Annotated in this window: 24 protein-coding genes; 6 read left to right on the top strand and 18 right to left on the bottom strand. The window is 58.2% G+C overall.

Translation table 11 applies throughout. The features are described from left to right. Position 1: 1 nt before the first annotated feature. The 4 genes from VHB22_RS12920 to VHB22_RS12905 form a co-directional block, all read right to left on the bottom strand. Positions 2-946, bottom strand: coding sequence for an electron transfer flavoprotein subunit alpha/FixB family protein (locus VHB22_RS12920; protein WP_325457387.1), 945 nt, complete (start codon positions 944-946; stop codon positions 2-4). Beyond that, on the bottom strand, positions 946-1,701 hold the full coding sequence (locus tag VHB22_RS12915) for an electron transfer flavoprotein subunit beta/FixA family protein (protein WP_325457386.1): 756 nt from the start codon (positions 1,699-1,701) through the stop codon (positions 946-948). Before VHB22_RS12915 ends, VHB22_RS12920 begins: the two co-directional genes overlap by 1 nt. A 276-nt stretch (positions 1,702-1,977) precedes the next feature. Continuing rightward, complete coding sequence (locus VHB22_RS12910; RefSeq protein WP_325457385.1) at positions 1,978-2,559, bottom strand: cob(I)yrinic acid a,c-diamide adenosyltransferase; 582 nt, start codon at positions 2,557-2,559, stop codon at positions 1,978-1,980. Between the two features lie 74 nt (positions 2,560-2,633). Continuing rightward, entirely contained in the window at positions 2,634-2,822 is a 189-nt protein-coding gene (locus VHB22_RS12905) for a twin transmembrane helix small protein (RefSeq protein WP_325457384.1), read from the bottom strand. A 342-nt stretch (positions 2,823-3,164) separates the two neighbouring features. Between VHB22_RS12905 and VHB22_RS12900 the strand changes: the two genes are divergently transcribed. From VHB22_RS12900 to VHB22_RS12885, 4 genes are all read left to right on the top strand, one after another. Then, positions 3,165-4,640, top strand: a complete 1,476-nt coding sequence (locus VHB22_RS12900; protein ID WP_325457383.1) for a murein hydrolase activator EnvC family protein — start codon at positions 3,165-3,167, stop codon at positions 4,638-4,640. Continuing rightward, a complete protein-coding gene (locus tag VHB22_RS12895; RefSeq protein ID WP_325457382.1) occupies positions 4,640-6,079 on the top strand; it encodes a S41 family peptidase in 1,440 nt (479 codons plus the stop codon). The genes VHB22_RS12900 and VHB22_RS12895 overlap by 1 nt, the downstream gene beginning before the upstream one ends. 146 nt (positions 6,080-6,225) lie before the next feature. Continuing rightward, the gene (locus VHB22_RS12890; protein ID WP_325457381.1) at positions 6,226-6,759 is read left to right on the top strand and encodes an RNA pyrophosphohydrolase; all 534 of its coding nucleotides are present in this window, start codon (positions 6,226-6,228) and stop codon (positions 6,757-6,759) included. A 157-nt stretch (positions 6,760-6,916) separates the two neighbouring features. Further along, entirely contained in the window at positions 6,917-7,438 is a 522-nt protein-coding gene (locus VHB22_RS12885; RefSeq protein ID WP_325457380.1) for an RNA pyrophosphohydrolase, read from the top strand. Positions 7,439-7,690: 252 nt separating this feature from the next. On the opposite strand, the gene VHB22_RS12880 is transcribed toward VHB22_RS12885, so the two are convergent. The 11 genes from VHB22_RS12880 to gluQRS all read right to left on the bottom strand — a co-directional run bounded on the left by VHB22_RS12880 (position 7,691) and on the right by gluQRS (position 17,036). After that, positions 7,691-8,089: a F0F1 ATP synthase subunit epsilon gene (locus VHB22_RS12880; protein WP_325457379.1), complete on the bottom strand. Its 399-nt coding sequence runs from the start codon at positions 8,087-8,089 to the stop codon at positions 7,691-7,693. A gap of 44 nt (positions 8,090-8,133) precedes the next feature. Beyond that, positions 8,134-8,412, bottom strand: coding sequence for a hypothetical protein (locus VHB22_RS12875; protein WP_325457378.1), 279 nt, complete (start codon positions 8,410-8,412; stop codon positions 8,134-8,136). 60 nt (positions 8,413-8,472) lie between these two features. After that, entirely contained in the window at positions 8,473-9,906 is a 1,434-nt protein-coding gene (gene atpD / locus VHB22_RS12870) for a F0F1 ATP synthase subunit beta (RefSeq protein ID WP_325457377.1), read from the bottom strand. A 21-nt stretch (positions 9,907-9,927) separates the two neighbouring features. Next, a complete protein-coding gene (locus tag VHB22_RS12865) occupies positions 9,928-10,332 on the bottom strand; it encodes an organic hydroperoxide resistance protein (RefSeq protein WP_325457376.1) in 405 nt (134 codons plus the stop codon). Between the two features lie 15 nt (positions 10,333-10,347). Then, complete coding sequence (locus VHB22_RS12860; protein ID WP_325457375.1) at positions 10,348-11,232, bottom strand: F0F1 ATP synthase subunit gamma; 885 nt, start codon at positions 11,230-11,232, stop codon at positions 10,348-10,350. A 145-nt stretch (positions 11,233-11,377) separates the two neighbouring features. Next, complete coding sequence (gene atpA / locus VHB22_RS12855; RefSeq protein ID WP_325457374.1) at positions 11,378-12,907, bottom strand: F0F1 ATP synthase subunit alpha; 1,530 nt, start codon at positions 12,905-12,907, stop codon at positions 11,378-11,380. A 126-nt stretch (positions 12,908-13,033) separates the two neighbouring features. Beyond that, positions 13,034-13,597 (bottom strand): F0F1 ATP synthase subunit delta, encoded by a 564-nt coding sequence (locus tag VHB22_RS12850; protein WP_325457409.1) that lies wholly within the window; start codon positions 13,595-13,597, stop codon positions 13,034-13,036. 446 nt (positions 13,598-14,043) lie between these two features. Further along, positions 14,044-14,433 carry a YraN family protein gene (locus tag VHB22_RS12845; protein ID WP_325457373.1) on the bottom strand — a complete coding sequence of 130 codons (390 nt, stop codon included), beginning with the start codon at positions 14,431-14,433 and terminating at the stop codon, positions 14,044-14,046. After that, positions 14,430-15,395, bottom strand: a complete 966-nt coding sequence (gene rsmI, locus VHB22_RS12840; protein WP_325457372.1) for a 16S rRNA (cytidine(1402)-2'-O)-methyltransferase — start codon at positions 15,393-15,395, stop codon at positions 14,430-14,432. Before rsmI ends, VHB22_RS12845 begins: the two co-directional genes overlap by 4 nt. A gap of 73 nt (positions 15,396-15,468) precedes the next feature. Continuing rightward, positions 15,469-15,744: a hypothetical protein gene (locus tag VHB22_RS12835; protein ID WP_325457371.1), complete on the bottom strand. Its 276-nt coding sequence runs from the start codon at positions 15,742-15,744 to the stop codon at positions 15,469-15,471. Positions 15,745-16,172: 428 nt separating this feature from the next. Further along, positions 16,173-17,036 (bottom strand): tRNA glutamyl-Q(34) synthetase GluQRS, encoded by an 864-nt coding sequence (gene gluQRS, locus VHB22_RS12830; protein WP_325457370.1) that lies wholly within the window; start codon positions 17,034-17,036, stop codon positions 16,173-16,175. A 73-nt stretch (positions 17,037-17,109) separates the two neighbouring features. Between gluQRS and VHB22_RS12825 the strand changes: the two genes are divergently transcribed. Beyond that, positions 17,110-17,805, top strand: a complete 696-nt coding sequence (locus VHB22_RS12825) for a DNA-3-methyladenine glycosylase 2 family protein (protein ID WP_325457369.1) — start codon at positions 17,110-17,112, stop codon at positions 17,803-17,805. Positions 17,806-17,930: 125 nt separating this feature from the next. Further along, positions 17,931-18,500, top strand: coding sequence for an HNH endonuclease (locus VHB22_RS12820; protein WP_325457368.1), 570 nt, complete (start codon positions 17,931-17,933; stop codon positions 18,498-18,500). Positions 18,501-18,670: 170 nt separating this feature from the next. Here the strand turns inward: VHB22_RS12820 and VHB22_RS12815 are convergent, their stop codons facing one another. The 3 genes from VHB22_RS12815 to VHB22_RS12805 all read right to left on the bottom strand — a co-directional run bounded on the left by VHB22_RS12815 (position 18,671) and on the right by VHB22_RS12805 (position 20,840). After that, entirely contained in the window at positions 18,671-18,889 is a 219-nt protein-coding gene (locus tag VHB22_RS12815; RefSeq protein WP_325457367.1) for a hypothetical protein, read from the bottom strand. Between the two features lie 829 nt (positions 18,890-19,718). Further along, complete coding sequence (locus tag VHB22_RS12810; protein WP_325457366.1) at positions 19,719-20,243, bottom strand: disulfide bond formation protein B; 525 nt, start codon at positions 20,241-20,243, stop codon at positions 19,719-19,721. Positions 20,244-20,258: 15 nt separating this feature from the next. Then, positions 20,259-20,840, bottom strand: a complete 582-nt coding sequence (locus VHB22_RS12805; protein WP_325457365.1) for a YqaA family protein — start codon at positions 20,838-20,840, stop codon at positions 20,259-20,261. Between the last annotated feature and the right edge of the window lie 10 nt (positions 20,841-20,850).

The following is a 20,850-nucleotide window of genomic DNA, read 5'->3' as shown; positions in this document are numbered from 1 at the left end:
CTCAGCGACCGGCCTTCTGCAACTCCGCATCAAGTTCGGGCAGCGCCTGAAAAAGATCGGCGACAAGGCCATAATCCGCGACTTGGAAAATGGGAGCTTCGCCGTCCTTGTTGATCGCAACGATGACTTTTGAGTCCTTCATGCCCGCGAGATGCTGAATGGCGCCCGATATACCGACCGCAATGTAAAGATCAGGTGCCACAACTTTGCCGGTCTGCCCGACCTGCCAGTCGTTCGGCACGTAACCAGCGTCAACGGCGGCACGGGACGCACCCATCGCCGCGCCAAGGCGATCGGCCACAGGTTCTATGTATTTGGTGAAGTTTTCACCGTTGGCCATACCCCGGCCGCCGGAAATGATGATGCGTGCAGACGTCAGCTCTGGGCGATCCGATTTCGTCAGCTCCGCATTCTCGAATGTCGAGATGCCGACGGCCGCCGGAGCGCTAACAGTCTCGATCGCCGCCGAACCGCCTTCGCCGACAGCCGGAAACGCCGCCGTACGCACCGTAATAACCTTCGTCTTCTCGGCCGACTGCACCGTCTGAATGGCATTGCCGGCATAAATCGGACGCTCGAAGGTATCGGGCGAGAGCACTTTGGTGATATCGGAAATTTGCATGACATCGAGCTTGGCGGCAACGCGCGGCAAGACGTTTTTGCCAAATGCAGTCGCCGGGGCGACGATAGCTGAATAATCTCCGGCAATAGAAAGAATGAGCGCGCTTATCTCTTCCGCGAGTCCATGCGCGTACTGCGGCGCGTCGGCGAGCAGAACCTTGGCAACGCCGTCGAGCTTCGCCGCCGAGTCCGCGGCTGCCTTCGCATCCGAGCCGGCGACAAGAACATGCACATCACCGCCGAGCTCTTTCGCAGCAGTGAGCGCTTTTGCTGTTGCGGGCGCCAGAGCCTGCCCCGAGAGTTCAGCAAGAAGAAGTGTAGACATCAGAGAACCCCCGCTTCGTCTTTGAGCTTCTGAACAAGCTCTGCAACGCTTCCAACTTTGACACCGGCTTTGCGCGTGGGAGGTTCCGTGGTCTTGAGGACTTTGAGACGCGGGCTGATATCGACTCCGAAGTCTTCCGGCTTCTTGACATCGAGCGGCTTCTTCTTGGCCTTCATGATGTTTGGCAGCGACGGATAGCGCGGCTCGTTGAGGCGGAGGTCGGTCGTCACGACGGCCGGGAGGTTGAGCTTGATCGTTTCGAGACCGCCATCAACTTCGCGGGTCACGGTAACGGAACCGGACTCCGTCGCGACCTTCGAAGCGAATGTGCCCTGCGGCCAGTCAAGAAGACTCGCGAGCATCTGTCCGGTCTGATTGCAATCGTCGTCGATGGCCTGCTTACCGAGAATGACGAGATCCGGCGTTTCTGCATCCACGACGCCCTTCAACAGCTTTGCAACCGCGAGCGGCTCGACAGCAGTACCTTCCGGCGTCTCGATGAGAATTGCGCGGTCGGCACCAATCGCCAGAGCGGTCCGCAAAGTTTCCTGCGCTTTCGCAGACCCGATAGAGACGACGACGACTTCCTTGGCGCCGCTTTTTTCCTTGAGGCGAACGGCTTCTTCGACCGCAATTTCATCGAACGGATTCATCGACATCTTGACGTTCGCCAAGTCGATTCCAGAGCCATCCGGTTTGACGCGAATTTTGACGTTGTAGTCGACGACGCGCTTGACCGGCACAACGATTTTCATGCCACCCGCCAGCTACCTGGCGCTCCCATTAATTGTTGTTACCTGCGCTTGGATCGGCGCAGGCTTTTGCGGCGCGATAACCGCCGCAGCTTCTAAAAATCTGGCCGCTAAACTTGCGTGAAAAGCGAGCCCGGAAGCCGCTATACACGGTAGTTCTCGCAACTGCGAAGGGCAAAAGCTAAGGGCCGCTTGTGCTCAAGTCAATTGCCCGCTCGTCGCGGCGCACACCATCACGCGTCGAGGTAAATCAAGCCCGCCGGCGCGTGGCGATCGAGGTCAACGGTTTTTGCCCGGCACCCACAAGACATCGCTCTTGCCGCGATCGTTGACATAGCGGCCGGCGACAAACAGGAAATCGGAAAGACGGTTGATATACTTGAGCGCGGGAGCGCTGACCGGCTCTCCGGGGAGGCTCGAAAGCTCGACCATCAACCGTTCCGCCCGGCGCGAGATCGTCCGTGCGACATGCAATTGAGCTGCGGCAGGGGTGCCGCCAGGTAAGATGAAAGATCTGAGCGGGCTAAGCTCAGAATTCATCGCATCAATCTCGTCCTCAAGCCGCTTTACCTGTGCATCGGCGATCCGAAGCGGTTCATAGGGGAGCTTTTCGCCGCGATCCGGCACGCACAGATCGGCACCGAGATCGAAAAGATCGTTCTGCACCCGAAGAAGCATGGCATCGACGTCGGGTTCTGACCCCGCCAGATGGATGCGCGCGACGCCGACCTGCGCATTCGTTTCGTCGACCGTCCCGTAGGCTGCGATGCGCGGCGAAGTCTTCGGAACACGTTCGCCAGTGCCAAGCGCGGTGGTCCCGGCGTCGCCCGTCTTCGTATAAATGCGATTAAGTACCACCATCGCCCGGAAGTCCTGAATTTCACGTTCTGACGTTCGAGATGCCGAATTTGCGCCGGCTGGCCGAATATCGGCCTTTAGTGGGACACAAATGTATAGGCAAGAATGATGAGGATGGCCAGAAACTGCAGACCAATCCGCCAACGCATCAGCTTTTGGCTGAGGTTTGAATTATTGCCCTTCATCAGTGTGTGCAGGCCGTAAAGTAGGACGGCAAGCACAGCAAAGACGGCGACAGTGGTTGCATGATAGAGAAATGTTTGCATTCACCTGGTCCGCTTCTAAAGCTGGAAATTTGCTTAAGCCTTTGGTCCGAGGGCGGCAATCACCAAGGTGCCGCGCCACTGGTTTCGCCCAGAGCATCTGCAGGCCACAGGCGAAGTATTACGCATTTGAAATTTGCTCTCGTTCGTAAAAGCCTTAATTCTTTCCGCGCATCGTATTCGGAACCGGCTCCGAGGCGGGTATTTCCACTCTCCGGCCCCATGCGCTTTTCGACTTGAGGCCACGTGACAAATCAGCTGTCGGCATGTCGGAGATCTCGGCCGTCGCCTGCTTGCAGAGCGGTTTGGCATATTGGCATCGCGGGAGCCAGCCTTTCGCTCGCGTTGGTTGCACCACTTCGGGCCGAAGATGCCCTGCCAGCCGATCCGAACACGGCGCGGCAAATCCTCGAGCAAAAGCGGCGTCAGCTGAATGACAACGCAGCAAAAGAGCTAACGATCCGCTCCGATGTCGCGGCCCTTGACGCCGAGCGCGAACGCCTGAACGCGCGCTTGATAGAAACGGCGAATTTGATTCAACGCGGCGAAGCCAAGATGACCGCAATCGAAGGCCGTCTATCGGAATTGCAAGAGCAGGAACGCCTCGTCCGCGGCTCTCTTGAGCAGCGCCACGGTCAAATAGCGGCGCTTTTGGCTGCCCTCCAGCGGATCGGGCGGAACCCGCCGCCGGTCCTCGTCACACGCCGGGAAGATGCACTCAAGATGGTTCGAAGTGCCATGCTACTCTCTTCGGCATTTCCAGGTCTTAAGGATCAAGCCGTCAAATTATCGGGCAAGCTAACCGAACTTCAGAACGTGATGACTGGGATCCGAACTGAAGGCGCACACCTTCGGGCGGAAACTGAAAGGCTGAACGAGACCCGCACGCGGCTTGCAAGTTTGATGGCGGTTAAAAAATCAACACTCGCCGAACGCCAGTCACAACTCGCCGCCGTCCGCGTCGCAAGCGCCGAAATCTCGAAAAACGTCACCAATCTCTCGGATTTAATTGCGCGCCTTGACCAGACGGTAACGGAGAAAACCGGTCTCGGCGCTTACAATAATGAATTGAAGAACGAACATCTGGTCGAAGCGGCACCGTCTTCGCCTCCCGCTGGCCCACAAATCATAACGCCGCCGCCTGAAGCGCCTTCCGCAGCGCCCATGCCCGCTCCGCCTGCTACCGGCAAAGATGAGGCCGCCGCTAAAAACGCAATTGCCGCCCCCGTTGCGGCCGCCACCGGTGCCGCAGCAGAAGCAGCAGCTCCGCCCGCCAAGGTCGCCATATTAACGCCACCGGCCGCGCCCAAGCAGGCGATTGTTGAACTTGCCCCCTCAGGCGGATCGCTCATTCCCGGAAATCCGGGCCGGATCAAACCGGCTATTCCTTTTGCGCAGGCACGCGGAAAACTGCCTCTGCCGGCGCAAGGCCGCCGGGCGCTCGACTTCGGTGACAAGACTCAATATGGCGGCCAGTCCAAAGGCATCGTGATTGAAACGAGATATGCAGCTCAGATCACCTCTCCGTGCGATGGATGGGTTGTTTACGCAGGCGAATTTCGCAGTTACGGGCAACTCTTGATCATCAACGCCGGCGACGGCTATCATGTTCTGCTGGCGGGCTTGTCGCAGATCGACGTTCAGCCAGGGCAGTTCGTATTGGCCGCCGAGCCTGTCGGCACAATGAATGGTGGTCAAAGAAATACGCCGGCATCGGCGAAAATAAGTGGACCCGTTTTATACGTAGAACTTCGTAAGGACGGGCGTCCGATCGACCCCGATCCCTGGTGGGCATCAGGTCAGCAGAAGGTACAAGGCTAATGCGCAAGACAGACTACGCGTTCTGGACATTCCTGCTGATGACGGGGTTGGCCGGAGCGACCACACTGCTTAACGTCACACAGACGTACTCGGCCACGTCATCGCAGAACTCCGAGCTCTATAAGCAGCTGGACCTCTTTGGTGATGTCCTTGAACGGGTCCGCTCAGATTACGTCGAAAAGCCTGACGACACGCAGCTCATCGAAGCCGCGATCAACGGCATGCTGTCCTCGCTCGACCCGCACTCCTCCTACATGAGCCCGAAGAACTTCCGCGATATGCAGGTCCAGACGCGCGGCGAGTTCGGCGGCCTTGGTATCGAAGTCACGATGGAGAACGGCGTTATCAAAGTCGTTTCTCCGATCGACGACACGCCTGCCGCAAAAGCAGGCTTGATGGCGAACGACCTCATCACGCATTTGGATAACGAAGCCATCTCCGGTCTGACGCTGGAGCAGGCCGTCGAGAAGATGCGTGGCCCGGTCAATACGCCCATCACCCTGACCGTCGTTCGCAAGGGCCGCGACCAGCCATTTGACGTGAAGGTCGTGCGCGACGTCATCCGGATCAATCCGGTCAAGTCGCACGCCGAAGGCGATATCGGCTACGTCAAGATCTCGACCTTCAACGAGCAAACCCACGCCAATCTCGTGAAAGCCATCGAGTCGCTCGACAAGCAAATCGGCCCGAATGTCAAAGGTTTCATCATCGATTTGCGCAACAACCCTGGCGGTCTTCTCGACCAGGCCATCGCCGTGTCGGACGATTTCCTTGAGCAGGGCGCAATCGTTCTGACCAAGGGCCGCAATAACGAGGAGACGCAGCGTGCTAACGCCCGTCCCGGCGACATTTCGGACGGCAAGAAAATCGTTGTCCTGATCAACGGCGGCTCGGCTTCGGCGTCCGAAATCGTGGCCGGTGCTCTGCAGGATCACAAACGAGCAACGATCATCGGCACACGGTCGTTCGGTAAAGGTTCGGTCCAGACGATCATTCCGCTCGGCGCTAACGGTGCGATCCGTCTGACAACGGCTCGCTACTACACGCCGTCGAACCGCTCGATCCAGGCGCGCGGCATTGAGCCGGACATCAACGTCGCAGAGGTTATTCCGGATGACCTGAAAGCCAAGATCGGCGACGAGAAGCCTCGCGGTGAAGCAAGCCTGCGCGGCCATCTCATCAACCCCGACGGCACGGACAAAGACGGCAAGAATGAAGAGTCCGGCTCGCCATCCTACGTCGCCAAGGACGCCGCCCAGGATACGCAGCTGCAGTACGCGCTCAACTTCCTGCATGGCACCGCCAAAGGTCCCGAAGCGGCAAACAATGCGCCCGCACCGTCGACACCTGCCGCAACGCCTTCGACCGACGCCAACAAAGGCAGCGGTGACACCAAGACACCGGCTGCCGACGACAACAAAAAGCCGACGCCTAACTGAGGCAAGGCGAACCACCGAATGCGAAGGACGCCCGAGTGGCGCCCTTCGTTTTTGTTCAGAGCCTAATTATGCAACAATTCGGAGCACCGCGGCGGACGATGCTCCTAGAACCGGCAAACCCTCCCGGGATGGAAACACCTGACGACATGACAAAAAAGTCCCAACCGATCGTCGATCCCGAAACCCTGCCTTATCGCCCCTGCGTCGGACAGATGATTATCAACCGTGACGGGTTGGTCTGGATTGGCTGTCGCGCCGATTCGAAAAACGATGCCGAGGGCCGAGGCACGTGGTGGCAGATGCCGCAAGGAGGCATTGATCCCGGTGAAGATCCGGCGACCGCCGCGCGGCGTGAACTCTTTGAAGAGACTGCAATTCGCTCTGCCGAGGAAATCGCAGAGTTGCCACGTTGGCTGACATATGATCTGCCGCCGGAACTGATCGGCCAAGCTTGGGGCGGCCGCTACCGCGGCCAGAAGCAAAAATGGTTTGCTTATCGATTCACCGGCCAGGATGACGAGATCGACATCACACCCCAAACGGGACCGGAGCCGGAATTCATCGACTGGCAATGGGCCTCTGTCGACGAAGTCATTGACCTGATTGTGCCTTTCAAGCGCGACGTCTATCGCGAAGTTCTCGCAGCCTTTGCTCCTCTCGCGCCGCCGTTACCGCGCTAAACGACAGCAAAGACGACATCCGCACGCCGCATCCTACATGCGGCCGGGTTCAGCTGTCTCCAATATGACAGCCTAATGTCATACGACTGCTATGTTTTTCCGCATAATGACGAATCATGGCACTACTTTATTCACAGGTTATCCACGGGCTTTGCAAATGACATTGTTGCCCAATCCGTCCGATCTATCGCGCGAGGCGCTGCCGTTTCGTACCTGCGTCGGCATTATGCTGCTCAATCGCGAAGGTCTTGTCTGGGTCGGCCGGCGGCGCCCGAAATGGGCTGGGGACCACGCGGCCCATATCTGGCAGATGCCGCAGGGTGGTATCGAAAAGTATGAACCACCCCGTGTCGCGGCGCTCCGCGAGTTGCGCGAAGAGACCGGTATTACGAGCGTCGAGGTTCTCGCCGAGCATTCCCAGTGGCTGAGCTACGAACTGCCCGAAAACCTGCTTGGCATCGCCCTTAAGGGGCGCTATCGCGGTCAACGTCAAAAATGGTTCGCGATGCGATTCCTCGGCGAAGATAGCGAAATCGATATCATGCCTAAGGAAGGCACCAAGGCCGAATTCGATACGTGGCGGTGGGCACCAATTGCCAGCGTGCCTAAATTGATCGTGCCTTTCAAACGCGACGTCTATGAGCGCGTCGCATCAGCGTTTAGCCATCTCGCCGTTTGAAAATCGCGCAATTCCGAAGCGTTTATCGGGAGCGATCTGACCCGACAATTTGCGCGTGTGCCGAGAAACCGCCAATACACATCAAGCGGATCGCTCCCGTGTACCGATCATCCCGGTCGATTCTTAATAACTGATAAATCACTCCGCGTACGTCCAATCGACGGCTGTTCAATTGAACCAAGAACCCTATCGCGACGCAAAAAAGCCGGACATCTGCCCGGCTTTTCGATCGCAAACGAAAATGCACTCACTCTAAGCGGCGCGCGCCGACAGGCGTCTCAGTTCACTGACGAGCGTGTCGGCCATCCGTTTGGCATTATCGTCCTTTGCGGCCGCCAGATCGGCTTCCGCCGCCTTAAGTTCATCGGCAATGGCAGACGGCGACATCTCATCGACGTCATAAGCTTTCTCTGCCAGCACAGTCAGGCGGGACGGATCGACTTCGGCAAAGCCCGACTTTACAAACAACCGGCGCTTCGATCCGGCCGCAGTCACGTCGAGCACACCGGGACGCAGCGTTGCGATGACCGGAGCGTGCCCGGCAAGCACCGCGAATTCGCCGTCCGAACCTGGCACCACGACCTGGTCCGCATCGATCGAAAGCAACACCCGCTCCGGGGAGACGAGTTCAAACTTGAAAGTGCCTGCCATGGCCGTTCACTACCCTAGTATTCGTTCCTGACCGAAAGAACGCGTCATGCGTCCCGCGGCGCTCCATCGCCGTCATCGCTGCCTTCCGCTCCGGCCTTGGCCCGAACTTCCTCCGGCGTCTGCAACTTGGTGCCGCAGAACGGACAGAAGAAGAGCGGATGATCGACGAGGCCAGGCTCTTCTTCCTCAAGATCAACGAGCCCGACGGTCATATAAATAACTTCGTCGGGACCGACGGTAATCAGCGGTTCGAAATCGCCACCCTCCAGAGCCTCTTTCAGCTCCTCGCAGCAGCTTCCGAACGTTGTCGCGGCTTCCGCCATTTGTCTTTATCTCCTGGTGGCCCGCGACAAGCGGGCTTTCGCCCGCGACGCGAACCCGTTTTAAGCGGCTTCCGCGAGCTTCTCGGCCTTCGCGATCGCCTCATCAATAGTACCGACCATGTAGAACGCCGGTTCCGGAAGATGATCGTATTCGCCGTCGCAAAGGCCCTTGAACGCCTTGATCGTGTCCTGGAGTGACACGAGTTTACCCGGCGAACCGGTGAAGACCTCGGCCACGTGGAACGGCTGGGACATGAAACGCTCGATCTTGCGCGCGCGCGCGACAGTCAGCTTGTCCTCCTCGGAAAGCTCATCCATGCCGAGAATTGCGATGATATCCTGCAACGACTTGTACTTCTGCAGGATTTCCTGAACCCGGCGAGCCACCTGGTAATGCTCCTCACCCACGACGCGCGGGTCGAGCATGCGCGAGGTCGAGTCGAGCGGATCGACAGCCGGATAAATGCCTTTTTCGGCGATCGAACGCGACAAGACGGTTGTCGCGTCCAAGTGCGCGAACGATGTTGCAGGCGCCGGGTCGGTCAAGTCGTCGGCCGGCACGTAGATAGCCTGCACCGAGGTGATCGAACCCTTTTGTGTCGTGGTAATGCGCTCTTGCAGCGCGCCCATATCGGTCGCGAGCGTCGGCTGATATCCAACCGCCGAAGGAATACGGCCGAGGAGCGCCGAAACTTCCGAACCCGCCTGCGTGAATCGGAAAATGTTGTCGACGAAGAACAGCACGTCCTGACCCTGATCGCGGAAATGCTCGGCAACTGTCAGGCCCGACAGCGCGACCCGAGCGCGTGCACCCGGCGGTTCGTTCATCTGGCCATAGACGAGCGCGCACTTGGAACCCGCAGCCGAACCATTGTTCTTTTTCGGATCTTTGTTGACGTTCGATTCGATCATTTCATAGTAGAGATCGTTGCCCTCGCGCGTACGCTCGCCAACGCCGGCGAACACCGAATAACCGCCGTGGGCCTTCGCGATGTTGTTGATCAATTCCATGATCAGAACAGTCTTGCCGACGCCGGCGCCGCCGAACAATCCGATCTTGCCGCCTTTCGCGTAAGGCGCCAGCAGATCGACGACCTTAATACCGGTGACCAGAATTTGCGCTTCCGTCGCCTGATCTTCAAACGTCGGGGACGGCTGGTGAATAGCGCGAACCGCATTCGTCTTGATCGGACCGGCTTCGTCGACCGGCTCACCGATAACGTTCATGATACGCCCGAGCGTTTCGTCTCCGACCGGCACCGAGATCGGCGCGCCGGTATCGACGACTTCCTGGCCACGCACGAGACCCTCGGTCGAGTCCATCGCGATCGTGCGCACGGTGTTCTCGCCGAGATGCTGCGCGACTTCGAGAACGAGGCGATTGCCGTGGTTCTGCGTTTCGAGCGCGTTCAGAATTTCCGGCAGCGCCCCCTCGAAGTGCACGTCGACGACGGCACCCGTGACTTGGTGAATCTTCCCTACGTTCTTGGCCATTTTTATCTCCAGCGGAATGTATCAGGCGACGGTCAACGTCACGGGGATGTTGTTACGCGTCGCCTTGGAATACGGGCAAATTTGATGAGCATCTTCGATCAGCGCCTTCAGCTTGTCTTTGTCAGCGCCCGGGATCGCGAGTGTGAGTTCGGCTTTGAGCGCAAAGCTTGTCGCGTCTTTGTCGAGTTCGACATTGCACGAAACCTTCGCCGCCTGGCCGTCGAGACCGTGCTTTTTAGCAAGCAACAGCACGGCCTGACCGAAACAGGACGACCAGCCTAGAGCAAAAAGCTGCTCCGGGTTGTGCCCCTCGCCCGAACCGCCCATCTCTTTTGGCAAAGCCATCGCGAGCGCGAGCTTCCCGTCTTCGAGAACCGCGCGGCCATCCCGGCCACCCTTTGTTGTTCCACGCGTGACATAAGCCATGGGTTCGCCTCCCGATCAGAGCGCTTCCGCGCCCGAAATGATCTCGATCAGTTCCTTCGTGATATTGGCCTGGCGCTGGCGGTTATATGCAATCGTCAACTTGTTGATCATGTCGCCCGCGTTGCGCGTGGCGTTGTCCATTGCCGTCATCTGCGCACCGTAAAACGAGGCCGAGTTCTCCAGAAGCCCGCGGAAAATCTGCGTCGAGATATTACGCGACAGCAGGAATCCGAGAACTTCCTCTTCGCCCGGCTCGTATTCGTGGATTGCCGTTGCGCCTTTCGCGGCCTCCACACCCGCTTCGTCTACCTTTGCCGGAATGAGCTGCAAAGCTGTCGGTTTCTGCGAAATAACCGATTTGAATTCGGAGAAGTAGAGCGTCGCAACGTCGAACTCGCCGGCTTCGAACATTTCGAGCAATTTGCCGGCGACACCTTCGGCATGTCCGAAGTTAATCTGACGAACGCCCTGGAAATCCTTGCGCTCGACGATGCTCTTGCCGAGATCGCGACGCAGGTTGTCCGCACCTTTGCGGCCGACAGTCATGATCTTGACGGTCTTGCCGCTGGCGAGCAAACGCTGTGCGTCGGCGCGTGCAAGCTTGGCAATGTTCGAATTGAAGCCGCCGCATAATCCGCGCTCGGCGGTCATGACGATCAGCAGATGCACCTGGTCTTTACCGGTGCCGACGAGCAGCGGCGAAGCGCCAGTCTTGTCGGCAACCTTCGAAGCAAGGCTCCCGAGAACGGTCGCCATCCGCTCAGCATAAGGCCGCGCGGCCTGCGCCGCTTCCTGCGCGCGCCGTAATTTCGCGGCGGCGACCATTTGCATCGCCTTTGTAATTTTCCGCGTCGCCTTCACCGAGGCGATGCGGTTGCGCATATCTTTTAAGCTGGCCACTCGAGCGTCCTAATCCGATCTGAGCCAATCTCCCTCTCCCATCCGTTATGGAGAGAGGGTCGGGGTGAGGGGCGGCGGCAAATGCCGGTTCGCGCCTCAGCCCCTCACCCTGGCCCTCTCCCCGCGAGCGGGGAAAGGGAAATCATTAAGCCGTGAAGCTCTTGGCATATTTATCGAGAAATTCGACCAGCTTCTTCTCCGAGTCGGCCGAGAGCGCCTTTTCTTTCGCGATCGTTTCGAGAAGCGTCTTCTCTGCGCGCAAGCCCGAAAGAATGCCCTGCTCGAATTTATTGACTGCCGAAACCGGGATCGCGTCGAGATAGCCGCGCGTACCGGCAAAGATCACCGCCACCTGCTCTTCCATCTTGAGCGGCGAGAACTGCGGCTGCTTCAGGAGTTCCGTCAGGCGCGCACCACGCGCAAGCAGCTTCTGCGTGGCGGCGTCGAGATCCGAGCCAAACTGCGCGAAGGCCGCCATTTCACGGTACTGGGCAAGTTCGCCTTTGATCTTGCCCGCAACCTGCTTCATGGCCTTCGTCTGCGCCGACGATCCAACGCGCGACACCGACAGACCGACGTTCACGGCCGGACGGATGCCCTGATAGAACAGGTCCGATTCAAGGAAGATCTGGCCGTCGGTGATCGAAATCACGTTCGTCGGAATGTAGGCCGACACGTCGTTGGCCTGCGTTTCAATAACCGGCAGCGCCGTCAGAGAACCGTTGCCGGCCTTATCGCCGAGTTTCGCGGCGCGCTCCAGCAAGCGAGAGTGGAGATAGAAAACGTCGCCCGGATACGCTTCGCGGCCCGGCGGACGGCGAAGCAGCAGCGACATCTGACGATAAGCAACGGCCTGCTTGGAAAGGTCATCGTAAGCGATCACGGCATGCATACCGTTGTCGCGGAAGTATTCGCCCATCGTGCAGCCCGTGAAGGGTGCGAGATACTGCATCGGTGCCGGATCGGACGCCGTCGCCGCGACGACGATCGAATATTCGAGTGCGCCGCGCTCCTCAAGAACCTTTACGAACTGCGCAACTGTCGAGCGCTTCTGGCCGACCGCGACGTAAACGCAATAAAGCTTGGCGCTTTCGTCATTGCCCTGGTTGAGGGGCTTCTGATTGAGGAAGGTATCGAGAATGACGGCCGTCTTCCCAGTCTGACGGTCGCCGATTACAAGCTCGCGCTGACCGCGGCCGATCGGGATTAGCGAGTCGATCGCTTTAAGGCCCGTCGCCATCGGCTCATGCACCGACTTGCGCGGCAGGATGCCGGGCGCCTTGACGTCGACGCGCATCTTCTTATCGGCCTTGATCGGGCCCTTGCCATCGATCGGATTGCCGAGGCCATCGACCACGCGGCCGAGCAGGCCCTTACCAACCGGAACCTCGACGATGGCGCCCGTCCGCTTCACGGTATCACCTTCGCGGATCGTGCGGTCGTCACCGAAAATAACGACACCGACGTTGTCGGCCTCAAGGTTCAACGCCATGCCCCGGATACCGCCCGGAAATTCGACCATCTCGCCGGCCTGAACATTATCGAGACCATAGACGCGCGCAATGCCGTCACCGACCGACAGCACCTGACCGATCTCCGAAACCTCAGCATCTTTGCCGAAGTTCTTGATCTGCTCCTTGAGGATCGAAGAAATTTCTGCGGCCCGGATTTCCATAGACGTAAGACCCTCTTCCCTGGTCGTTTTTTCAGTTATCGGAACCGCTTTTGGCTCCGTATTTCAGCATTCTTAATGAAACGCCGCCCGGTTCTCGCCCGCGCGGCGTCTTGAATTCACGACTTTTTAGGTGCTCGCTTCGCTCAAGGCCAGCTTAATGTTCTGTAGCTTCGTCTTAAGCGAGGAGTCGATCATACGGCTGCCAAGCTTGACGACGAGCCCACCCAGAAGGCTCGGATCGACGCGCGCCTGCAGCGTCACGTCCTTGCCCATGGATGCCTTAAGTGTCTCCTTGAGAGCTGCGACCTGCTCGCTGCTCAGCGGCGCCGCGCTCGTAACTTCGGCTGTCACTTCGCCCCGCGCCTTCGCCGCAAGCGCCCGATAGCCTTTGATGATGTCTTGGATGACGAACAATCGCCGATTGTTCGAAACAAGCTTCAGGAAATTCGCGGCCAAGCCGCCGATTCCCGCCTTATCCACGACCGCAGCAATGGCCCGAGCCTGATCGTCGGCTGCGATAACCGGGCTCCGAACGAGCCGCACCAAATCGGGACTTTCGTCCAGCAGGCTCTGAAATTTCACGAGGTCGTTTTCGACATCGGCAACCTTCGAACTCTCATTCGCGAGCTCGAACAAAGCCGAAGCATAACGCCCGGCCACGCCTTCAACGATGGTATCGTCAGTAGCCACGTCGCTCACACCGTCGCGCCTTGGGCGCATAGGGGGCTGGGCGCGAAAAGGCCCGTAACTGTGCCCGCTTCAAGGGAAAGCTTTCGACACAATTAGAGCGCATGGGGCAAAAACCCACCAGCAACCCCCTCGAAAGCCGGGTTCCCTTAACATGCAGTCCACCGCCCATCAACCGGCGGATCGAGGGGCGCGTTGCCGCATAACCACAGGCTTCGAGGCCAAGATTCGGGCTCTTTGGAGCCCGTCTGATCCAAAAACAGCGTGCAAAGCGCAGATTGTGTCCCGCCACAGCCTTGAAGATGAACGATTGCTGCAAGCGCCGTTCAAATCGCGTTCAGCCGGAAGATCGTAAACATGATGCACGATCGGCCTTGCTGGTCGTGTGCAATTTTACGTCTTTGCACTCGCCTCTCTGGACTTAGAGCCCGCATCTTGCGGGCTCTTTTTTATAGTGCGTCGCGCATTACGATGGGAAAGCGCCAAGGCACGACAAAGACGAGATCGAAGCCGATATCACAGCTCTGATAGCCGGGATTACGCGCCAGCCAGAGATCGGCAGCCCGCCGCACACGCCGCCGCATCGTCAAGGTGATGGCGTCTTCCGCATCCTCAACCGACGCGCGCCGCTTGACTTCGATGAACGCCACCCGCCTGCCCTTGACCGCAATGAGATCGATCTCTCCGACCGGCGTCTTGAACCGCCTTCCAAGAATGCGATGGCCGAGCGCCATATAGACGGCGGAGACGGCCATCTCCGCGTTAAGACCGCGTCGATAGCGCCGCCGTCGCTGCTCGACTTGCGGCCGGAACGGACCTTCTTTGATCTCCGCGCTCACGGTCCTCTGCCCTTTATTTTAACGCCGAGCGCATAAACCCGCGCTTTCGGAACGCCAAGTTGCCCCGCGATCGCCTTAGCCGCGTCTTTCAAACTCATCGCCTCCAGAGCTTCGACCAGACGCGCCTCGATGATCTCATCGCTGACGGCTTCGGGCTCGGACGTGCCGACCACGATGACGATCTCACCCTTGAGCGTGTCGTCTCCCACCGCCTCAGCCAGGGACTGTATCGTTCCCCGCAAAATATTTTCGTGAAGTTTCGTCAGCTCCCGCGCAATAACAGCGGAACGATTGCCAAGGACATCAGCCATATCCGCGAGCGCCTCCGATACGCGGTGCGGCGCTTCGAACAAAACCAAGCCCCCCGGTACATGCGCGAGCTCTGCGAGCCGCGTTCGACGCGCGCCCTGTTTTGCCGGCAAGAACCCAGCGAAGAAAAACGCATCCGTCGGCAACCCGCTTGTGGTCAATGCTGCCAGCGCCGCCGAAGCCCCCGGAATCGACGTCAGCGCGACGTCCCGAGATGCAGCTGCACGCACGAGCCGAAAACCAGGATCCGACAAGAGAGGCGTCCCGGCGTCGGAAATGATCGCGATACGCTTCCCGGCTTCCGCCTGCGCCAACACCCTTTCGACCTCGCGATCCTCGTTATGCTCGTGAAACGGCAGCGTTTTCGCCGCGATTCCATAATGACTGAGAAGCTTCGCCGAATGACGCGTATCTTCGCAATAGATGATATCGGCACGCGTCAGCACCGAAAGCGCCCGAAGCGTGATATCGGCCAGATTACCAATCGGCGTAGCCACCAGATAGATCCCTGGAGCCAGCGGCTGCCGCAGAAGATCTTCAATCGCCTCTTTGGCACGGCTAGCCACCGGCCCGGCCGCAGACGTCTCTGCCTGTGCCGGAATTCTCAACTCTTTCGACACGAACATGCCTTTTCGCCCTAAGGGCAAAGCCATATCAAAAACTCCGCGCGTCGCGAAGCGTTGAGGACGCGGATTGAGGGTATAATGACTTTAACTTCCGAACGACCTAAGCCGCGATGGCATCATCGAACGGGTACGGCGCGACCGGTGGCGGCTGGACATCTAGCACATGGACGGTTGCAAGCCGGCGTCGTCCACCGACGTCCATGACGGCCGAAAGCTCGTCGATCAATGACGTCAACGCATACTGCGCTAAATCAATTTGCAGAGCCGCGGATTTGTGGCAGCGGGTAGCCTCTTCCGCACCGGCCAAAGAGCCCCTGATAATCTTGGATAGCGAATTCCATTGCTCGCCAACGGTCAGTCGGCGCGGCTCCGCCACAACCGATACATCGCTTTTTTCGCTTCGCCTAAATAAACGCAAATTAACGACTCCGCGAACCCGCTCAATTGCGCGGGAAAGCACGGTAGACCTACCGACAAGATAATATGTCGATGTATAGAGCATGAATCCCAGGATGTGCGGGAGAAATTAGCGGGCGGTTAAAAGTGCGGTGATTTGCAGAAATACACAATAAGAGCAATCGCCCATATTGCGATTTATTTTTTAAAGTACAATTCCGCCACGAATTGAAAAGTAAGCCCGCAAAAAGCAAAATTATTACGATAATGCCTTATCTATCAACACACTACGCCAACACTAATGCGAATTGAGGATGTTACGCCAATTGGCTATGCCTGGCGCCGGGTTGCATCCGCGTCCAAATCGCCTTGGAATTAATGGGAATCCCTCGAATGAGAAACCGCGAATCAGGCAAGACCAATTACACGGCGGATATCGGCAGCACTTGCCCCCTCCTCCCGAAGCGCACGCAACCCCATATCGTGATTGGATTTGGACAGTTTGCGGCCGTCTGCCCAACAGATCACGCGATGATGCGAATAGACGGGCTCCGGAAGATCGAGAAGCTCCTGCAATAATCGTTGCAAATCCGTTGCCGCGAAAAGATCTTTGCCGCGCGTGACGTGCGTTACGCCTTGACGGGCATCGTCGACGACCACGGACAGGTGGTAGCTCGCCGGCACATCCTTGCGCACGATAATGGCATCGCCCCAGCGTTCCGGTTCGGCAATAATCGTCTGACGTGAACCGTCTTCGGCAACCTCCGTGAAGGTCAACGGTTTATCCCCGCGCTTCCTTCGCAAGGCCTGCATCGCTCCGTCCATGTTGAGGCGGAGCGCAGGCGTGTCGCCCTCCGCCATCCGCGCTCCAACGCGCTCCGCCGAAGCGCCTTTCCAAAGTCCGGGATAAAGAAGCACGCCGTGAGGATCCGTTTTCTGCGGATCGGCCGCCGCGATAATTTCGCTGCGGCTTGCAAAGCAGGGGTAAAGCAGACCCATTGCGATCAGCTTATCTGCCGCCGCGAGGTACGACTTGAAATGCTGTGACTGAACGAGCACCGGCTCTTCCCACGTGAGTCCAAGCCAGCTCAGATCCTCGAAAATTCCCGAGACAAATTCCGGACGCCTGCGTTCGAGATCGATATCTTCGATCCTCAATAGGAAACGTCCACCGCTTCGGCGAGCGAGATCATGCGCAATTATCGCCGAAAGAGCGTGTCCGACGTGCAAAAATCCGTTAGGCGACGGCGCAAAGCGCGTAATCGACGTCATTCGTTACAAAACCCACGCAAGAATTTACGTGCTCCCTGCTTCTCTTTAAAGTTTCGTCCCGGAGTGACTGCCAGTGGCCAAACCGCGACACAAAATTCTGACCACCGAACGTCAATTCAAAGCTGCCGCGTCGGCGCTCGCGCGACAGTGCGAGATCATGTCGCTGATTTTGAAGCGCACCGGTATTCCACCTGCGCGACGATTTCCCGCCGACTTTTCTGGACTTTCCAAGATTATCGTAGGTCAGCAACTTTCAGCGCAAAGCGCCGCTGCGATCTGGGGACGTGTTTCAAATGCCTTCGATCCCTTCGAACCAAGCGCCTTCCTCGCAAGCAATGATGCAGATCTCAAGGCACTCGGACTTTCGAATGGAAAGATCCGAAGCCTGCGTGCCTTATCGCAGGCCGTCGTGAACGACGAACTCGATTTCTCCGCTTTGAACACTCTTGACGACGCCGCGATCATCGAAAAATTGACGTCCATACACGGCATCGGTCCGTGGACAGCCGATATCTATATCCTTTTCGCACTCGCGCGGCAGGATGCGTTCGCCTCGGGCGATCTCGCATTGCAGCTCGCCGCTCAGCATCATTTCAAGTTGAAAACCCGGCCGACCGCGCAGCAGCTTGAGCGGATTGCCGAACGATGGCGGCCATCGCGAGCCGTCGCAGCGCACCTGCTATGGGCGGATTATTCCTTCGCGAGAGGCGCACTTCGGGAAAAGGCAGAGAAAAAGCGCGTCATAAAATCGCGCAAGACCTTAAAATAGCCGGGAAAAAGCAGCATCGCGGCGGATAAGCTCGAAGGCTTCACAGAAGTGATATGCGCGGCTAGTATCCCCGCGCCTTAAAAGGCCCACGACGCGATTCGACGGATTCAGAAACCGCGAGGTTTATGGCGACCGTGAATGCCCACGCGACGATACCGGACAACTGTCCGGCCTTGGTACTGAACGCCGACTTCCGGCCGCTCAGCTACTATCCTTTGTCGCTGTGGAGCTGGCAGGACACCGTGAAAGCCGTGTTCCTCGACCGCGTCAACATCGTTTCCGAATACGAGCGCTACGTCAGAAGCCCCTCGTTCGAGCTGAAGTTGCCGAGCGTCGTCTCCTTGAAGACCTATGTGAAACCGGCACTCTACCCAGCCTTCACGCGCTTTAACGTCTTCCTCCGCGATCGCTTCAGCTGCCAATATTGCGGCGACAAGAACGATCTGACGTTTGACCATCTCATTCCCCGCTCACGGGGTGGACAAACGCGTTGGGATAACGTCGTCACCGCCTGCGCACCGTGCAATCTTAAGAAGGGCGGAATGATGCCGAAGGTCGCCGGAATGTTTCCGGCGCACGAGCCGTATCGCCCGACGGTATTTGAACTGCATCGTAATGGGCGGCTTTTCCCGCCCAATTATTTGCACGAAAGCTGGCTCGACTACCTCTACTGGGACACCGAGCTCGAACCTTAGCTCTCCCCGCACGGCAAACAATTCACCGCGCGGCCTGCGTGTCGTCTAAGTGGCGGCTGTCGCGTCCGGTTCCTAGAACGAGGAAGGTGCTGCCACCCTCGGGGCAGGCCGAGAATGACCTTGCACTTATCTCCCGTGCGGGGCCGATCGCGATCCGGATGCAGACTGCGCTATGCCGCCCGCTTCATCGGATGGGCGCAGATTTCCGATGCAATCTGATCGACGACACGTTCCCAATTTTCGGAACCGTTACCACTAAGCCCGAACGCAGCAAGCGCATCCTGCGGCGCACCTCCATCGCGAAAAATACGCGCGCACTCTTGTCGGCTGACAGCGACGGCCTGATGCCACTGGATAGGACTGAGATAGTCGGGGACCGATAGGGTCATGGTGCAGCTCCGCTAAACGCTGATGCTAAGGAACTTTGATGGGTCAATCCGTGTTCCCAAGGTGGCGGCAGACACACAGAGCGCTATGACACCACTACGCGAGACCTTGTCACGTGATGTCTCGATTGAGGGCTAACTCGATCACGCTCCGTGTGTCTGCCAGCTCTTTGGGAAAGCCGGCTGCTTTCCAAATCTGTTTTTGTTGAACGCTTTACAGGCGACATGCACATCAACGCGCGAACGTCGATGTGGAACGCTACTACGGAGCATTACGCGTTCGATCTGTTTCCTTCGGCACAATTGTGCGTCTCAGAACATCGCGCGCAACATCTCCAACCGGCCGCCAACTCCATCCGCACGCATCGCCAGGAGACACGTCTCCAAGAGGGATACGAGGCGCGGTGCGGGCGAACCGCCGGGACATACGCATGGACTTTTTTGTCGAGACGGTTCGCCTGAGTTTTTGGAAGATCCCGGACAAGGCCTCTTTCGGGGTTTGTCCGCACTCAGACACAACACTACGCAACAAACGCATACGCGCACTCAAAGACGGGACGCGAACGAACTCGGAAGGACCACCGAGGGCAGGCAGCTCGGGAAACGATCCCAAAGGACGCAACTTGAACGCCACTAAATTACTCCCTCGACGCTTGGAACGGCCCCACCCAGCCTTGTGTTCCGCGAACGAAGCAAGAATAGCCGTCACATTCAGGCAACGGAAAGGCACGATTCTGTTCGCGCCATGGTATTCGATTGACAGTATCGCGCCCGCAACGAAATCAACGTTTTCGCGCATTGCGAGAATTGTGGACAATGTCCACGCGGAAAATCAGGAGTCTTTCCGGTGGCTTGCGACGGCTGCGGCTTTGAAAGCCAGCAGCATGATCAACGCCGACGCAACGACGTTCCACCCGGCGAACGAGATCCCGAGAAAACGGAAGGACGCCTCGTCGCACTTCATCACTTTAATGTTTTGAAGGTCGTTCAGCAGATTGCCCGCTGAAGTCGACAAGCTTTCGCCGCCGCCACAAGTGGCTGGCCCCGGCCAGAACTTCCACTCCGCGCCCGCGTGATAAATGCCAAGCCCGGCATTCGCGAGAAACGCGAGCCCGACAATAAAAAAAAGAATTGCTGCGATGGTCCGATAGCCGCCCGACGCCAGAATAAGTGCAATGAACAGAACCGGGATTCCCGCGTAGTAGGCATAGCGCTCCAAGAGGCAGAGCATGCACGGGACATAGCCGCCAATATACTGAAAGCCGAGCGCCGTCAGGATCGCCACAATCGCAAGAAAGAGCGCCGCTGCCCCGAACCGATAATCCGACCCGCGTTCTGCTTCGACCATCAGCGCCATCGCTATTAACTCCACCTAAAAAACGTATCGTACCGCCACGAAGCCGCCGATCAGAAGCACGAAGAAGGCGGTCGTCACAAGCGTCAGGCGCTTCTCGATAAAAGCCCGGATAGGCTCGCCCGCGAAATAGAGCAGCCCCGCGACAAGGAAGAAACGCATGGCGCGAGCAATGATACTCGCTCCGACGAATGCCAGCAGGTTCATATGGCCGACGCCCGCCGCAATCGTCACGACCTTATATGGGATCGGCGTCATGCCCTTGATGATGACGGCCGGAACGCCATAGTCGCGCACGAAAGCCATAAAGCTATCCAGCGCGTGCTCACGGCCATAGAGCTTCAGGATCGGTAGACCGACGGCATCATAAAGAAAATAGCCGATGGCATAACCGAGCAGTCCGCCGATAACCGACGCGGCCGTCGCGATGGTCGCATACCACCACGCCTTTTCGCGTCGGCTGAGCACCATCGGAATCAGCATAACGTCCGGCGGTATGGGGAAAAACGAGCTTTCGGCGAACGAGACAGCCGCAAGCGCCCAGGGCGCTTGCTCTCCCCCCGCCATCCGCATCGTCCAATCGTAAATTCGTCGAAGCATTGGCGCTGCT

Source organism: Hyphomicrobium sp. (assembly GCF_035548195.1).
GTDB lineage: Bacteria > Pseudomonadota > Alphaproteobacteria > Rhizobiales > Hyphomicrobiaceae > Hyphomicrobium_B.
Note: the sequence above shows the minus strand (reverse complement) of the source record. Positions and strands in the feature narration are given on the sequence as shown.

Bases quoted from the DNA above. Each gene is read 5' to 3' on its own strand.
- VHB22_RS12905 (WP_325457384.1), bottom strand. From the start codon at position 2,822: ATGCAAACATTTCTCTATCATGCAACCACTGTCGCCGTCTTTGCTGTG.
- VHB22_RS12820 (WP_325457368.1), top strand. From the start codon at position 17,931: ATGGCGACCGTGAATGCCCACGCGACGATACCGGACAACTGTCCGGCC.
- VHB22_RS12895 (WP_325457382.1), top strand. From the start codon at position 4,640: ATGCGCAAGACAGACTACGCGTTCTGGACATTCCTGCTGATGACGGGG.
- gluQRS (WP_325457370.1), bottom strand. From the start codon at position 17,036: ATGACGTCGATTACGCGCTTTGCGCCGTCGCCTAACGGATTTTTGCAC.
- atpD (WP_325457377.1), bottom strand. From the start codon at position 9,906: ATGGCCAAGAACGTAGGGAAGATTCACCAAGTCACGGGTGCCGTCGTC.
- VHB22_RS12875 (WP_325457378.1), bottom strand. From the start codon at position 8,412: ATGGCGGAAGCCGCGACAACGTTCGGAAGCTGCTGCGAGGAGCTGAAA.
- VHB22_RS12815 (WP_325457367.1), bottom strand. From the start codon at position 18,889: ATGACCCTATCGGTCCCCGACTATCTCAGTCCTATCCAGTGGCATCAG.
- VHB22_RS12885 (WP_325457380.1), top strand. From the start codon at position 6,917: ATGACATTGTTGCCCAATCCGTCCGATCTATCGCGCGAGGCGCTGCCG.
- VHB22_RS12810 (WP_325457366.1), bottom strand. From the start codon at position 20,243: ATGGCGCTGATGGTCGAAGCAGAACGCGGGTCGGATTATCGGTTCGGG.
- VHB22_RS12910 (WP_325457385.1), bottom strand. From the start codon at position 2,559: ATGGTGGTACTTAATCGCATTTATACGAAGACGGGCGACGCCGGGACC.
- VHB22_RS12920 (WP_325457387.1), bottom strand. From the start codon at position 946: ATGTCTACACTTCTTCTTGCTGAACTCTCGGGGCAGGCTCTGGCGCCC.
- VHB22_RS12805 (WP_325457365.1), bottom strand. From the start codon at position 20,840: ATGCTTCGACGAATTTACGATTGGACGATGCGGATGGCGGGGGGAGAG.
- atpA (WP_325457374.1), bottom strand. From the start codon at position 12,907: ATGGAAATCCGGGCCGCAGAAATTTCTTCGATCCTCAAGGAGCAGATC.
- VHB22_RS12880 (WP_325457379.1), bottom strand. From the start codon at position 8,089: ATGGCAGGCACTTTCAAGTTTGAACTCGTCTCCCCGGAGCGGGTGTTG.
- VHB22_RS12890 (WP_325457381.1), top strand. From the start codon at position 6,226: ATGACAAAAAAGTCCCAACCGATCGTCGATCCCGAAACCCTGCCTTAT.
- VHB22_RS12915 (WP_325457386.1), bottom strand. From the start codon at position 1,701: ATGAAAATCGTTGTGCCGGTCAAGCGCGTCGTCGACTACAACGTCAAA.
- rsmI (WP_325457372.1), bottom strand. From the start codon at position 15,395: ATGGCTTTGCCCTTAGGGCGAAAAGGCATGTTCGTGTCGAAAGAGTTG.
- VHB22_RS12865 (WP_325457376.1), bottom strand. From the start codon at position 10,332: ATGGCTTATGTCACGCGTGGAACAACAAAGGGTGGCCGGGATGGCCGC.